The organism is Limosilactobacillus gastricus DSM 16045, from assembly GCF_001434365.1.
Taxonomy (GTDB): domain Bacteria; phylum Bacillota; class Bacilli; order Lactobacillales; family Lactobacillaceae; genus Limosilactobacillus; species Limosilactobacillus gastricus.
In genome coordinates this window covers 58,289-73,374 of the sequence record NZ_AZFN01000006.1, presented here as the reverse complement: position 1 = coordinate 73,374, position 15,086 = coordinate 58,289, and the positions used below count along the sequence as shown (strand labels likewise).

Annotated in this window: 16 protein-coding genes and 1 other annotated feature; all 16 genes read left to right on the top strand. The window is 42.0% G+C overall.

Annotated elements, in window-relative coordinates:
• Positions 1-12: 12 nt before the first annotated feature.
• The 16 genes from murD (at position 13) to mnmA (ending at position 15,069) form a co-directional block, all read left to right on the top strand.
• Complete coding sequence (murD, locus tag FC60_RS02985) at positions 13-1,389, top strand: UDP-N-acetylmuramoyl-L-alanine--D-glutamate ligase (RefSeq protein WP_056937017.1); 1,377 nt, start codon at positions 13-15, stop codon at positions 1,387-1,389.
• Positions 1,389-2,495, top strand: a complete 1,107-nt coding sequence (gene murG, locus FC60_RS02980) for an undecaprenyldiphospho-muramoylpentapeptide beta-N-acetylglucosaminyltransferase (protein ID WP_056937016.1) — start codon at positions 1,389-1,391, stop codon at positions 2,493-2,495. The genes murD and murG overlap by 1 nt, the downstream gene beginning before the upstream one ends.
• Positions 2,496-2,513: 18 nt before the next feature.
• Positions 2,514-3,359, top strand: a complete 846-nt coding sequence (locus tag FC60_RS02975; protein ID WP_056937015.1) for a cell division protein FtsQ/DivIB — start codon at positions 2,514-2,516, stop codon at positions 3,357-3,359.
• Positions 3,360-3,487: 128 nt separating this feature from the next.
• On the top strand, positions 3,488-4,876 hold the full coding sequence (ftsA, locus tag FC60_RS02970; RefSeq protein ID WP_056937014.1) for a cell division protein FtsA: 1,389 nt from the start codon (positions 3,488-3,490) through the stop codon (positions 4,874-4,876).
• A gap of 28 nt (positions 4,877-4,904) precedes the next feature.
• Positions 4,905-6,167 carry a cell division protein FtsZ gene (gene ftsZ / locus FC60_RS02965; RefSeq protein WP_056937013.1) on the top strand — a complete coding sequence of 421 codons (1,263 nt, stop codon included), beginning with the start codon at positions 4,905-4,907 and terminating at the stop codon, positions 6,165-6,167.
• Positions 6,168-6,232: 65 nt separating this feature from the next.
• Positions 6,233-6,670, top strand: coding sequence for a cell division protein SepF (locus FC60_RS02960; protein WP_056937012.1), 438 nt, complete (start codon positions 6,233-6,235; stop codon positions 6,668-6,670).
• A gap of 15 nt (positions 6,671-6,685) precedes the next feature.
• Complete coding sequence (locus tag FC60_RS02955; protein ID WP_056937011.1) at positions 6,686-6,952, top strand: YggT family protein; 267 nt, start codon at positions 6,686-6,688, stop codon at positions 6,950-6,952.
• A gap of 3 nt (positions 6,953-6,955) precedes the next feature.
• On the top strand, positions 6,956-7,741 hold the full coding sequence (locus FC60_RS02950) for a YlmH family RNA-binding protein (protein ID WP_056937010.1): 786 nt from the start codon (positions 6,956-6,958) through the stop codon (positions 7,739-7,741).
• A gap of 15 nt (positions 7,742-7,756) precedes the next feature.
• The gene (locus FC60_RS02945) at positions 7,757-8,446 is read left to right on the top strand and encodes a DivIVA domain-containing protein (protein WP_056937009.1); all 690 of its coding nucleotides are present in this window, start codon (positions 7,757-7,759) and stop codon (positions 8,444-8,446) included.
• 17 nt (positions 8,447-8,463) lie between these two features.
• Positions 8,464-8,678 (top strand) — a binding site (T-box leader).
• A 59-nt stretch (positions 8,679-8,737) separates the two neighbouring features.
• On the top strand, positions 8,738-11,557 hold the full coding sequence (ileS, locus tag FC60_RS02940; protein WP_056937008.1) for an isoleucine--tRNA ligase: 2,820 nt from the start codon (positions 8,738-8,740) through the stop codon (positions 11,555-11,557).
• A 90-nt stretch (positions 11,558-11,647) separates the two neighbouring features.
• Positions 11,648-11,851, top strand: a complete 204-nt coding sequence (locus FC60_RS02935; RefSeq protein WP_056937007.1) for a cold-shock protein — start codon at positions 11,648-11,650, stop codon at positions 11,849-11,851.
• 12 nt (positions 11,852-11,863) lie between these two features.
• Positions 11,864-12,421, top strand: a complete 558-nt coding sequence (locus FC60_RS02930; protein WP_056937006.1) for an NUDIX hydrolase — start codon at positions 11,864-11,866, stop codon at positions 12,419-12,421.
• Positions 12,414-12,770 carry a hypothetical protein gene (locus FC60_RS02925; protein ID WP_056937005.1) on the top strand — a complete coding sequence of 119 codons (357 nt, stop codon included), beginning with the start codon at positions 12,414-12,416 and terminating at the stop codon, positions 12,768-12,770. The genes FC60_RS02930 and FC60_RS02925 overlap by 8 nt, the downstream gene beginning before the upstream one ends.
• Before the next feature lie 12 nt (positions 12,771-12,782).
• A complete protein-coding gene (locus FC60_RS02920) occupies positions 12,783-13,481 on the top strand; it encodes a 5'-methylthioadenosine/adenosylhomocysteine nucleosidase (RefSeq protein ID WP_056937004.1) in 699 nt (232 codons plus the stop codon).
• Between the two features lie 3 nt (positions 13,482-13,484).
• Entirely contained in the window at positions 13,485-13,826 is a 342-nt protein-coding gene (locus FC60_RS02915; RefSeq protein ID WP_056937003.1) for a cysteine desulfurase, read from the top strand.
• 109 nt (positions 13,827-13,935) lie between these two features.
• Positions 13,936-15,069, top strand: a complete 1,134-nt coding sequence (gene mnmA / locus FC60_RS02910) for a tRNA 2-thiouridine(34) synthase MnmA (protein WP_056937002.1) — start codon at positions 13,936-13,938, stop codon at positions 15,067-15,069.
• The last annotated feature ends 17 nt before the right edge of the window (positions 15,070-15,086 follow it).

The window sequence follows — 15,086 nt, the reverse complement described above, 5'->3', positions numbered from 1 at the left end:
GAGGTGGCCCGCGTGAAGGCAATTAAGACATATCAAGATAAACAAGTTTTAGTAATTGGATTTGGAATCAGTGGGGTTAATGCGGCTAAGTTATTAGTAAAATTAGGAGCTAAAGTGACCATTAATGATTTAAAAGAATCTGATGATCAAACGACTATTAATGAATTAAAAGCTTTGGGAATTCGTATTATTATGGGTGCTAATCCTTTATCGTTAGCTGATGAAGGATTTGATCTGGTAGTTAAAAATCCTGGCATTCCATATACGGTTCCTTTAATTGCCAAATTTGTTACCCAAGGGACGCCGATTATTACTGAACTCGAATTAGGTGCCCAGATATTTGAAGGGCAAATTGTGGCCGTAACCGGAAGTAATGGTAAGACCACCACGACAACTTTAATTCAGCAAATGTTAGCTAAGGGATCGCAACACCAAGTAGTTGCTGCGGGAAATATTGGGGTTTCTGTTAGTCAACAAGCACAAGTGTTAACGAGTGAAGACACAATGGTAATGGAAACTTCAAGTTTTCAATTGCTAGGAGCTCCAACTTTTCACCCCCATATTGCGGTGATCACCAATATTTTTGCTAGTCATCTCAATTATCATGGTAATCGGCAAAACTATATCAATGCCAAATTAAATATTACGCGCAATCAAACGAAGGATGATTTTCTGGTGATTAACTGGGATCAAGAAGAATGGCAGGAACTATCACGACGGACAGAAGCTCGAGTGATTCCCTTTTCACGGGAAAACAAATCACAAGCTGGTGCTTATCAACATCATGATCAATTGTTCTGGCAAGGCGAAGTCGTGATGTCGGTGGCCGACGTCAGTTTAGTTGGTCCCCAAAATATCGAAAATGCCTTGGCGGCGATTGCAGTGGCTAAACTAAGCGGGGTGTCTAACGAAGCTATTCGTGAGGTTCTGTCGTCATTTAGTGGAGTTCGCCATCGATTACAATATGTCATGACGGCTCAGGGACGGAAAATTTATAACGACTCGAAAGCGACGGATATCGAAGCTTGTGAAGTGGCCTTGCAAGGTTTTAATCAACCGGTGATTTTAATTGCGGGGGGACTTGATCGGGGTGATGATTTTTCCCGATTAGCAACAGTTTTTAAAGACCACGTTAAAGCTTTGATTACGGTTGGAGAAACTAAGGAACGGTTGAGCAAGGCGGGAAAGCAGGCAGGAGTTCCGGTTGTAAAAGAAAGTCAAGATGTAATTACCGCAGCGCCAATGGCTTGGCAGCTTAGTGAACCTGGTGACGTTATACTATTATCACCTGCTTGTGCTTCATGGGATCAATTCCCAAGTTTTGAAGTGCGGGGCGATCGATTTATTGAAACGATCGAAGCGATTACCGGTCAAAAGGAGGAAGTTTAATGAAACTCATGGTTGCTGGTGGGGGAACAGGTGGCCATATTTACCCTGCATTAGCATTAATTGAACGGCTCAAACAAATCGAACCAACGACTCAAGTTTTATATATTGGCACTACTCGGGGGCTTGAAAATAAAATTGTCCCTCAAGCAGGTCTGGAACTACGGACAATGGAAATGCAAGGATTTAAGCGGTCCTTATCGGTCAGTAATTTAAAAACGATCTATCTTTTCCTAAAATCTGTCCAGACTGCCAAGAAATGGTTAAAAGAATTTCAACCCGATGTCGTTTTAGGAACCGGTGGCTATGTTAGTGGCGCCGTCTTGTATGCGGCAGCTAAAATGGGAATTCCAACAGTAATTCATGAACAAAACAGTGTCGTCGGTGTTACAAACAAATTTTTGAGTAAATATGTTGATGAGATCGCGATCTCCTTTCAAGCTGCTCGATCGCAATTTCCGAGTGATAAAGTGACCTTAACCGGAAATCCCCGAGCTCAACAAGTGGTTATGCATGAGCAGACGGCATATTCCTGGACTGCTGACGGCTTACAAGATCAGGTCCCAACTTTAATGATTTTTGGTGGGAGTCAAGGTGCTCCCAAGATTAATCAGAGTGTGGTCGAAGCCATTCCAGAATTCAACCAGCGTCACTACCAAGTGATATTTGCGACGGGTCAAAAACGTTATGATCAGGTAAAGCAAGATTTGGCGGGAGTAACATTAAGTAATAATGTTAAAGTAGTTCCCTACATTGAAGATATGCAAAAGAAATTGTCCCATGTTGATGTCTTGGTTTCGCGGGCTGGTGCCACTACCATTGCCGAAGTAACGGCTTTGGGAATACCAACAATTATGATTCCTAGTCCCTATGTGACGGCAAATCATCAAGTCAAGAATGCTCAGGCATTAGTTGATCAGGGGGCGGCGGAAATGATTCTTGAGGATCAATTAACTGGCAAAAGTCTCTTAGATGCAGCTGACCGGTTGATGTTAGATGAACGATTGCGGCGACAAATGGCTGGTAAATCCGCCAAACTTGGTCATCCTAAGGCAGCTGATGAATTAATTACGGTTTTAAATCAAGCAATTCAAAAACACCAAAAATAAGTAGAAGGGAGGATGACGATGCCAACTCCAAGTGGACGTCAGGAACATGAACGTTATCAAAACATATTAAAAAATCTTGAACAACGGAATCAACTTGCGAATGAGCCTGATGTTCAAAAGCGCGGCGCTGGCTTACATCATTCGATCGCACATTTTCATCGTTCAATGAAGCGTGGCAATCGTGAACGGATGTTAAGTATTGTCATTCCTTTTAGCTTGATTTTGGCTTTTATGCTATATATTGTGTCGCCCTTTAGTAAGGTTAATAAAATTCAAGTAACGGGCTGTGATAATTTGAGTGCTCAGCAAGTTAAGCAAGCAGCTAATTTGAAATCAGGGAATTTTATTTGGCGGGTTTTCTATCAGCAGGCAGCGGTCGAAAAAGTTGCTCGGAAAAACAATTTACAGATTAACCAATTAAAAATTGAGTTGACTGGACCACAAAGTATCCGAGTCGTGGTAAAAGAATATCCGATTGTGGGAATCGTTACTAACGGTAGTCGAAGTCAATATCTTTTAGCTAGTGGTAAAAAAACAGCTGTTTCAGGTGATGTGACGTCTTTTATCCAATACCAAGGTTTCACTAAACATGCTAAGCAGTTAACGGCGACGACCGCCCAAGTTGGTAAGATTTCGACAGCAATTCGTGATGGAATATCCGAAGTGGTTTATTCACCATCATCTGATGATCCAGAACGGTTGATTCTATATATGAACGATGGCAATACGGTTTATGCCCGGATTTCAAATTTATCCACCAAGATGAAATATTATCCATCAATTGTGAAGAAAATGACGGATGCCGGAATTGTAGATTTACAATATTCTGCTTACTCATATAGCTATAATTCGAAAAGTGAATAATTTTGCTTTTTCAGATATAAATGTGTTTGTCATGGTGTTAGATTGTGGTAAAATCTTTTTAGATTACGTTAAGAATGTTTTTAGTGTGCATTCTGAAGTATTAACATTTTTTAGGAGGTTCCGAGAGCATGCAAAATACACAACTCTATGTAGGTTTAGACATTGGAACCACCTCAATTAAAGTTCTTGTTTGTGAAAATGTTAAGGGAGACCTCAAAGTGATTGGTGTGGGTACCCAGCCAACTACGGGGTTGAACCGAGGAGTGATTGTTGATATTGACAAGACCGCTAGTGCGATCTCTCAGGCGGTAGCTCAGGCTGCTGAGAAATCAGGGGTTCAAATTCGAGAAGTGGTTGTTGGGTTACCAGCGAACTATTTACGCCTTTCAGAAGTTCATGGAATGGTAACCTTGAACACTGAACAAGGTCAATCACGTGAAATTACGGATCAAGATGTAATTGATGTGGCTCAAGCAACCATGAATCAGGCCCTTTCGCCGGATCAAGAACCAATTGATTTGGTGATTCGTGACTTTGCCGTAGATCGGTTTACGGGGATCAAGGATCCACGCGGCATGGTTGGCGTTCGATTGGAAATGTGGGCAACCATGTACAGTGGTTTAACGACGGTTATTCACAATGCTCGCAAAGCGGTTGAACAAGCCGGGCTGAATGTCCAAGACTTTGTGATTGCACCAATTGCAACAGGTTTTAATTTATTAAATGATGGGGAACAAGATTTTGGGACCCTAATGATTGATCTGGGTGGCGGTCAGACGACGACCAGCATCATATTGGATCATCAATTAAAATTTGCTTATGTTGACCCAGAAGGTGGGCAATTAATTACCCATGATATCTCAGAAGTATTAAATACTTCCCAACGAAACGCCGAACAATTAAAGCGTGATCATGGGTTTGCTAATAGCGAATTAGCTTCTGATGACGTGCAATTACCAGTGGAAGTCGTTGGTAAAAATCAACCTGTTAATATTTCAGAAAAGTATCTATCAGAAATTATTGAAGCGCGGGTTCGTCAAATCTTTGAGCGAGCTAAAAATCAATTGGATTCAGTTCAAGCACCGGATCTTCCGGGTGGATTAGTCTTAACCGGTGGAGTTGCGGCCCTGCCTGGTATCAAAGAACTAGCTAGTGAATACTTCAGCGGTAATATCAAGGTCTTTGTGCCTGACCAAATGGGGATTCGTCATCCTGGATTTAGTCAAGTCTTGGCTTTATGTCGTTACGAAAGCAATCTGAGTGAAGTGGAACAATTGGTAAAATTAGTGGTTAACCAAGGAGCCTTGATCGAAAGCCCTCATCAATATGGACAATTCCAAAACGTTCCTGAACCACAATATCGGCCACCAGTTGCCCCTACACCTCGACGGGCTGCCAGTGAGGGAGATAACAATCAAAGTGACACTCCACGACCAAGTCGGCCGAACCAACGGAAGTCAAGTTCCAACCCAACAATTGAAAAGGTAAAGGGCTTCTTTAGCAATTTCTTTGATTAAAAACAATTCCGATTCGGAGGGAAAATAAATGGATAAAACTGCAAATACTTTTGATAACCGTGGCGCCCGGATTAAAGTTATCGGGGTCGGCGGTGGTGGTGGAAACGCCGTTAACCAAATGATCAACGAAGGAGTTCAAGGGGTTGAATTCATCGTTGCTAATACTGATTTACAAGCCCTTGAAGGTAGCCAAGCTCCAGTTAAAATTCACCTAGGACCTAAGTTAACGCGTGGCCTTGGTGCGGGCTCAAATCCTGATGTAGGGATGAAAGCAGCTCAAGAAAGTGAACAAGAAGTTGCCAAGGCTCTAGAAGGTGCCGACATGGTCTTTGTTACTGCCGGAATGGGTGGTGGTACCGGGACTGGTGCTGCTCCTGTAATTGCCAAGTTAGCTAAGGATTCTGGTGCTTTAACTGTTGGGGTGGTAACGAAGCCATTCTCATTTGAAGGAAAGCATCGGACTGACCTTGCTAACGAGGGATTGGAACAAATGAAGAAGAATGTCGATACTTTAGTTACGATTGCTAACGATCGGTTATTAGAGATTATCGACAAGAAGACTCCAATGATGGAAGCTTTCAAGAAGGCTGATGACGTGGTTCGGCAAGGGGTTGAAGGGATCTCTGATTTGATTATCAACCCTGGATACATTAACTTGGACTTTGCTGACATTCGTCATACCATGACCAATCAAGGGTCAGCTTTGATGGGAATTGGTTCATCAAATGGTGATAATCGGGCTGCAGAAGCAACGAAGAAGGCAATCTCATCCCCATTGTTGGAAGTTTCTATCGATGGAGCTGAACATGTCCTAGTTAACGTTACTGGTGGGAAAGACCTTTCGATGTTTGAAGCCCAAGAAGCTTCAAGCGTTATTCGTCAAGCCGCTAACTCTAACGTTGATATTACCTTTGGGATGGCCTTGGATGATACCTTAAACGATGAAGTGCGGGTAACGGTGATTGCAACTGGTATTAATGGTAATGGAACTAGCAAGAATACTAGTAGCCAACCAACTCGGTTCGAAACGCCCAGTCAACCTGCGCAACCACAACGGGTGAGTCAACCTACACCTGCTCCAGCTCAACCTAGCCCACAACCTGAAGTGTCAAACGATCCTTTTAGCGGCTGGAATGATCCAGGTAATGATGTTTCTGATGACTTACGGAGTGGTAACCTTCGTGGTGCTCAAAAGCCAAACTTTAGCGTACAAAACGACAATCTTTCGAACAATAATGATAATGGCGAAGACCTTTCACGGCCGGCCTTTTTCAAGAACCGTCGGAAGTAATATAAAGAGTGATGGGGAAGCAGCAAGGACGTTGACTTTCCCATTTTTTAAATAAAGAGGAGTATATTATGGCTAATTTTTTTAGTAACTTGTTCGGCATGGACGATGAATATAACGAACAAGAAGAATATTATGACCAAACTACATCAACCAACGCCACGACAAATGTTCGAAACAGTAAGGTAGTCCCATTTGATAGTAGTAACCGTTCCAATACTTCAACGCCGAATAGTCAAATTGACTTAGTTGAACCACGCTTATATGGCGATGCCCGGGAAATTGCTACTCAATTATTAGATGGGAAGGCCGTTATTGTTAATTTTTCCCAAATGGACGCTAATACGGCGGTTAAAGTGGTCGATTTCTTAAATGGCGCGATTTTTGCCATTGACGGAGAAATTAAACGCATTGGTGAACAAATCTTTTTATGTACCCCACGGAATTTTGAGGTTGCAGGCAAGTTAGCGGCTACCCTTAAAAATATGGGACAATCCGAAATGTAAGAAGGAGTTGAGTGCATGGGCTTTATTTTATGGGGATTATCTGAACTGATTCGGTTATACATTTTACTCATTGTGGTTTGGTGTTTGTTAACTTGGTTTCCTGGAGCAATTCAGTCTTCCTTGGGCCAATTTATTACCAAATTAGTTAGTCCATACCTGAGCTTCTTTGATCGGTTTGTTCCCGCATTGGGTGGGGTTTCTTTTGCCCCTATTATTGCCATCATTGTTTTATATGTGGTTCAATATGGCATTCAAGGATTAGGATACTTTTTGGGAGTCTAAAGCTTGGATAATCTTAATGTAAAGCAGCATTTTCGTCCTGATGAAGGTCCTTTGATTGATCAAATACAAGATTGGCTTGAAACAGTTCGAGATCAGTATCGACCAATTTTAACCTGGTTTTTAAATCCTCGGCAACGTTACATTTTAACGACCATGGTTAACCAAGATGATCAAATTAAAGTTGCTTTTAATGGTGGCTTCGCCAATGCTGAAATGCAACGGGCTTTAATTTTTCCGGATTATTATCAACCACAGGATTCGGATTTTGAATTACAGCTATTAACAATTGATTACCCACGTAAGTTTGCGGAGTTATATCATCGACAGATAATGGGGAGTTTGCTCTCAAGTGGCATTGATCGTAATGTTTTTGGTGACATTTTAGTCCATGATCAAGATTGGCAAGTAATAGTCGATACCAAAATGGTCACGTACATCCAAGACCAGGTCACCCAGGTGGGAAAGATTCATATCAACTTCTTACCGCAAGCAATGTCGGCAGTAATCCAACCCCAATCAGATTGGGAAGAACTCTCGACTACTGTGGCATCATTGCGCTTGGATGCCATTGTGGCAACAGCCTTTAATTATTCACGGAATCGAGCTAAATTGGTGATTGAACATGGTTTAGTTCGGGTAAATTGGCAAGAGGTTAATCGGCCAGATTTCACGGTAGCAATTTTTGATCAATTATCAGTTCGACATGCTGGTCGGGTACAATTACAAGCCGTAAATGGATATAATAAGAAACAGAAAATTAGGATATCGTTAGGGATAATTCATGCCTAGCAATTGGAGGATAGTATGGGTTTAACTGTAGATGAAATTACGAATAAAACTTTTGATAACAAAATGCGGGGATTCAACCCGGATCAAGTGAAAGAGTTTTTAGGACAAGTTGCGGGGCAATTACGCGAGTTAGAAGCGCAAAACCATGAATTAGCTGAAAAGGCCAAGGCGAGTGAAGAAAAATTGCGCTATTTGTCGGATTTAAAAGATTCATTGAACAAATCAATTTTAGTTGCCCAAGAAGCCGCGGAAAAAGTTAAAAATAATGCTGAGCGTGAAGCTGAAATAACAGTTCGAGAGGCGCAGAAACAAGCAACAGATATAGTGACTGCGGCGAATGAAAAAGCGAATGCGGTGATTGATGAATGTGCTAATTCAACGCGAAAGTTAACTGTTGCTACTAGCGATCTAAAGAAATCAACGCGGATTTTCCGGCAACGATTACAAGTAATGTTAGAATCACAATTAGAAGTACTGCATGGTGAAGATTGGGATCAATTGCTCGCTGACGATGACTACAGTAAATTGGACGATTTAGAAAAGATTTTAGGAAGTCGGCTTGACAGCGATTCATCAGAAAGTGTAGAATCTACACCAACAACTCAAACTACTAGTGAATCGCTGGAACCTCTAAGTGAAATTCCAGATTCGGAAAGTGAAACAGATGACGGAAAAACCGTAGTCGTCTTTCCAGAAGATAACTAACTAGTTTGAATTATCTTTTTAAAGTAATGAGGAACCCTGCTGTTCGAATGCTTTTTTTCAGAGAGCTAGTGATTGGTGTGATACTAGTAAAAAACATGAATTAGCAAATCAGTTCCGAACGTTAAACCGAAGCTAGTAAGTTTAACCGGTTCATCACCGTTAATAAATGGAGAGCGATTCAAGCAATTGAGTCGGAATTTGGGTGGTACCGCGAGCACATTTCGTCCCTTGATCGGGATGAGGTGTGCTTTTTATTTTAAAAAGAATTAGCAAAATATTAGGAGGCACATGATGAAAGTTAAGGATACCTTAAATTTAGGTAAGACTAAATTTCCCATGCGTGGTCATCTTCCAGAGCGGGAAGGTCAACGTGAAAAATTATGGGAAGAGAATAAAGTATATGAACAACGACAGAAGTTAAACGAAGGGAAACCAACCTTTGTCCTTCATGATGGTCCTCCATATGCTAATGGTCCAATTCACATTGGTCATGCCATGAATAAAATTAGTAAGGACTTTATTGTTCGCTACAAGTCAATGACCGGTTATCGAGCTCCTTATGTTCCTGGTTGGGATACCCATGGGTTACCAATTGAACAACAGTTGACCAAAGAAGGTTATGACCGGAAGAAGATGAGTACGACTGATTTCCGCGATCTTTGTTTGGAATATGCTAAGAAGCAAATTGACATTCAACGAAAAGGCTTTAAGCGCCTTGGCGTTTCTGGTGAATGGGATAATCCATATGTGACTTATGCTCATGAATACGAAGCGGCCCAAATTAAGGTTTTTGGCGCCTTTGCTGAAAAAGGCTTACTATATCGAGGGAAGAAACCAGTTTACTGGTCATGGTCCTCAGAATCAGCCTTAGCAGAAGCCGAAGTTGATTATAAGGATATTACTTCGCAAACCGCCTTTTATGGTGAACGAGTCAAAGATGGCAAAGGCGTCCTTGATAATGACACCTACTTCTTAGTTTGGACGACGACCCCATGGACGATCCCAGCTTCTGAAGGAATTGTGGTTGGAGCAGATTTTGATTATTCACTATTTACCCATGATGATGATCCAAAAAAATATGTGGTTGCCAGTGATTTAGTTGAAAAACTATCTGAAAAATTTGGTTGGCATAATGTTCAAACGCTGAAGACCTATAAAGGGGCCGAGTTTGAATACATGACCGCTGAACACGCCTTCTCCAGTGTCGATCCATTTTATAAGGACCGTGAAGTCCTGGTTATGTTAGGTGATTTCGTTACTACTAGTGATGGGACGGGACTTGTCCACACCGCTCCAGGTTATGGGGACGATGACTACCAAGTTGGGATCAAGTACGGTTTACCAGTCTTTGCTCCAGTAAATGACCAAGGGTATCAAACTGAAGAAGCAGGTCCGGATTTTGCTGGGGCCTTCTACCAAGATTCAGAAGCAATTGCCCTTAAGAAATTGGAAGACGCTGACCTCCTTGTTCTACAAGAAGATGTCACGCACAGTTACCCATTTGACTGGCGGACCAAGAAGCCAATTATCTTCCGGGCAACTGATCAATGGTTCGTGTCAATTGATAAGATGCGGGATGATATCTTAAAGGCCGTTGACGAAGTGACTTACTACCCTGCATGGGGGAAGACTCGACTGCGCAATATGCTCCGGGATCGTGGTGACTGGGTAATCTCTCGGCAACGGGTTTGGGGGGTTCCATTACCAATTTTCTATGCCGAAGATGGCACGCCAATTATGACTAAGGAAACAATTGATCATGTTTCTGATCTTTTCCGTCAATATGGTTCGAATGTTTGGTTTGATCGCGATGCCAAGGATCTTTTACCAGAAGGTTTCACTAGTGAACATTCACCAAATGGTAAATTCACGAAAGAAACTGACATTATGGATGTTTGGTTTGATTCAGGGTCTTCTCACCAAGGGGTCTTAGCGGAACGGGATTACTTGACTTATCCAAGTGATATGTACTTGGAAGGTTCAGACCAATACCGGGGTTGGTTTAACTCGAGTTTAATTACCAGCGTGGTGGTTTCTGGCCATGCCCCATACAAGTCTGTACTTTCACAAGGGTTCACCCTAGATGGTGAAGGTAAAAAGATGAGTAAGTCCGTTGGGAATGTTATTGATCCAAACGAAGTTGTTGAAAAAATGGGTGCTGAAATTATCCGTCTTTGGGTAATGAGTGCCGATACTTCTGCTGACGTCCGGGTTTCCATGGGAACCTTGCAACAAATGTCAGAGGCCTACCGGAAGTTACGGAATACCTTCCGTTTCTTGTTAGCTAATACCAGTGATTTTGATCCTAAGACCAACCGGGTTGATTATGCTGATTTATCAAGCGTTGATCAATATATGGCGGTTAAATTTAACCGATTCTTAAAGCAAATGCGGGAACATATGGATCAATATGATTTCTTAGATTCATACAAGCTATTGATTAATTTCGTCAACAATGATCTTTCCGCTTTCTATATGAATGTGGCTAAAGATGTCTTATACATCGATGGCGAAGATTCACAAACTCGGCGGTCCATGCAAACGGTCTTTTATGATACCTTAGTTGGCATGACTAAATTGTTAACACCATTCCTCCCACACACCACGGAAGAAGTTTGGGAATACTTACCTGAACCAGAAGAATATGTTCAATTAACGGAAATTCCCGAGGCAGTTTCCTTTGACCATGAAGATGAATTATTGGCAACTTGGGATGCCTTTATGGAATTACGTTCGCATGTTTTAAAGGTGCTAGAAGAAGCGCGTGATGCCAAATTAATTGGGCGTTCGCTTGAAGCAGAAGCTGACTTATATGTAACGCCAAGTCAACAAACGACTTTGGATAATCTTAATGCAGATGCTGCTTTGATGTTCGGGGTTTCTAACCTTCGGGTGCACTCTGTTGATGAAACGCCAGCTGATGCGGAAGTATTCAATGACAAAGCTGCAGTTAAGGTTTCAGTGGCTCAAGGGCAAACTTGTGAACGGTGTCGGATGGTCAAAGAAGATGTTGGTTCCGATCCGGACTTCCCACAACTTTGTGCGCGTTGTGCTCAACTAGTGCGGGAAAACTATCCTGAAGCGGTAACCGAAGGCTTTGAAAGTAAGTAAGCCTCGATGGCAATCATGACAATCAAATCACATTAGTGTAAAATACCAAGTAATGTTTACATTACTTGGTATTTTTTTTTGAGGTTAACCATGATTACGGGAAAAATTACGAAATATAATCATCAAAAAGGGAATGGAATGATCCAAACTCCGCAAGATGGCGAAATCTTTTTTCGCAAGCGAAGTATTGAAAATTTGCGCAATCAATCGTTAACGGTTGGGCAATTAATGGGGTTTGTAATTGTGGAAGGTAAGTACGGTCCACAAGCAGCCCATCTTAAAGTCATCAATTAGGAAGTGATTTAAATGAGCTTTAAAGAACGTGTGACGGATGTGAAATCTGTTTATCAAGGCAATGTCATTGAAGTGGAATTACAGACCGTTGAAACCCCGAATGGTCATCAAGCGACCCGGGATGTGGTTCGGCATGCGCCAGCAATTGCCATCTTGGCGATTACGAATGATCATAAAATGATTTTGGAGCGCCAGTGGCGAAACCCAGTTAACCAAGTGACGATTGAAATCCCGGCAGGAAAGCTGGATGAACGGGATCATGGTGATGATTTTTCAGCTGCTAAGCGAGAACTAAATGAAGAAACCCGTTATCAAGCCGAAAAATTAGTAAAAATTAATGAAGCTTTTTCTTCTCCTGGCTTTACTGATGAGAAATTAAGTTTTTATTTAGCGACCGGATTAACTGCCGTCGATGAGGCTTTACCACAAGACGCGGATGAACAAATTGAGTTAATTTATTTATCTTTACCGGAAGCCTTGGCTCAAATTCGTCAAGGAAAGATTAATGATTTAAAAACAATTATGGCCATTTACTTTTGGCAATCGATGGTAGGTGAAGCTAATGAATGATCATAATTCTGAGGAGATGAGTCGACGGGCTTATCGTCAAGCTCATGAAGTGCCTCAAGAAAGCCCAACAACGGAGGCAACACCTAGTCGTCGTGAGCAACATTCCAAGCAAGATAATAAATTGTTAAATCGTCTGAAAAAAGTGACCCAGCAAAAAAAACAGACTGAAAGACCCATTGATCAACCGGCTGAAGAAGCGACCATGACGCGGGGTCAAAGTCAGCAACAATCAAAACAGGCCCTCGAAGCTGAAAAGACCGCGGCGATGAAATGGAAGTTAAATGTGGTGATTGGGATTTTGATCGTCTTAATTATCATTGTTTATGCGATCTTATTTTTAGTGGGTTAAAAGGAGAGTAATATGATATATGGAATAATTTGTGCGATGCCAGAAGAAATTAAGGAATTAACGGCTCAATTAGAATATCCTGTGACCACAACGATTGGCGATAAAGACTATTTGAGTGGTCAAATTAGTGGTCAAGAGGTTGTGTTAGTGGAATCGGGAATCGGCAAGGTAGAAGCGGCGATTACAGCCGAACATTTGATTACGGATTTAAAAGCTGATGTGGTGATCAATTCGGGATCAGCTGGTGGAATTGGTGAAGGTTTAGCGGTAGGAGATGTGGTCGTTTCAACAGCGACAGCCTATCATGATGTGGATGTCACCGCATTTGGTTACGAGAATGGTCAATTACCAGGGCAACCCGCTCGGTTCACCGCTGATCAGTCATTAGTAGCGGCTTTAGTAAAGGCTGGTGCGGAGACTGGCTTAACGGTACGAACGGGACTAATTGTTTCTGGTGATCAATTTATCGCGAGCCAAGCCCAAATTGCAGTGATTAAGCAAAAATTCCCGGATGTTTTATCTTCTGAAATGGAAGGGGCAGCAGTGGGCCAAGTTGCCAATGATCACCAAGTTCCTTATGCAGTCGTCCGCGCAATGTCAGATAATGGCGACGAAGATGCGGGAGTTAGCTTTGATGAATTTATTATTGAAGTGGGTCAGCGTTCCGCGAAGATGTTGTTACAATTATTTGCGAATTTAGCAGAGGGGTAAAAGATGCAATTTCAGGCTAGTCAGCAAATTACTGGCGATTCTACGACGTATCAAATTAGCGAGCACATCAAGCAATATCCATTAATTGATTTAGGGTTTGAAAAGACGCGGCAAGGTAATTATAAATACGAAGGAAGTTTAGATCGTCAGAATCCCTTTAAACCGGTAGCTAAGTTACGGATTGTCATCAATCAAGACTTAACCGGATTCAAAATGGAGACGGTGAATGCGAACGGTTTGCAAAAGATTAATATCTATCAAATGCCACGTGCAGATGAATTTAAAACGCAACTCCATTTCATTATGGATGAGATGGTTGAACGTGAGATTTTCAAACGGGGCTAAATCGTTTTTAATGCAAGGTCGATGGGCCTTTGTTACAATGGAAACACTGGACATGCGACCTTCAATCGTAGACGGTTCAGAATCTACACAGAAATGATGGTGAATAAGCATGACTGATAACAGTCAAACGCGCGTAGTGGTCGGGATGAGTGGTGGTGTCGACTCATCCGTAACGGCTTTGCTACTTAAACGTCAAGGCTATGACGTGGTCGGGGTGTTTATGAAAAATTGGGACGACACCGACGAAAATGGGGTTTGTACGGCGACAGAAGACTTCAAAGATGTGGAAAAAGTAGCAACCCAAATTGGAATTCCATACTATTCCGTAAACTTTGAAAAGGAATACTGGGATCGGGTCTTTAAGTATTTCTTAGCTGAATATAAAAAAGGCCGGACCCCCAACCCTGATGTTGTCTGCAATAAGGAGATTAAATTTAAAGCCTTTATCGAATATGCTAACCAATTAGGGGCCGATTACATTGCAACGGGGCATTATGCGGATCTAAAGCGGGATGCTGACTGGAAGATGCATTTGATGCGGGCGAAGGATCAGAATAAGGATCAGACTTATTTTTTAAGTCAACTGGACCATGCTCAATTGGACCGCGTGATGTTCCCCTTAGCTAACTACACTAAACCAGAAATCCGACAAATTGCCGAAGAGGCTGGTTTAGTGAATGCCAAGAAGAAGGATTCCGTGGGAATTTGTTTTATTGGCGAGGATGGGAATTTTCGGAATTTCTTAAGTCAGTATTTACCGGCCCAACCAGGAGAAATGCAAACGACGGATGGTAAAGTCGTCGGTCAACATGCTGGATTAATGTACTACACGATTGGTCAACGCAAAGGATTAGGTCTCGGTGGAACTAAGGAGAATAACGATCCTTGGTTTGTGGTTGGAAAGGATCAAGCTCAGAACATTTTATATGTGGGACAAGGCTATGATAACGAAAATCTAATCGCCACACATCTGGAAGCTAGTGATATTCACTGGGTGGATGATGTGCCAGCTACTTATGGAACCACTTTCCATTGCACGGCTAAATTTCGGTATCGGCAAAAGGATGTCGGTGTGACCGTTAAATTAAGTGATGATCAAAGTCAGGTTACCGTCGAATTTGATGAACCAGCACGTTCAATCACCCCTGGCCAAGCGGTTGTGTTTTACGATGGTCAAGAATGTCTGGGTAGCGCGATTATCGATCGAGCATATCACGAACAAAAGCTATTGCAATATGTTTAATTATTAGCATATAATAC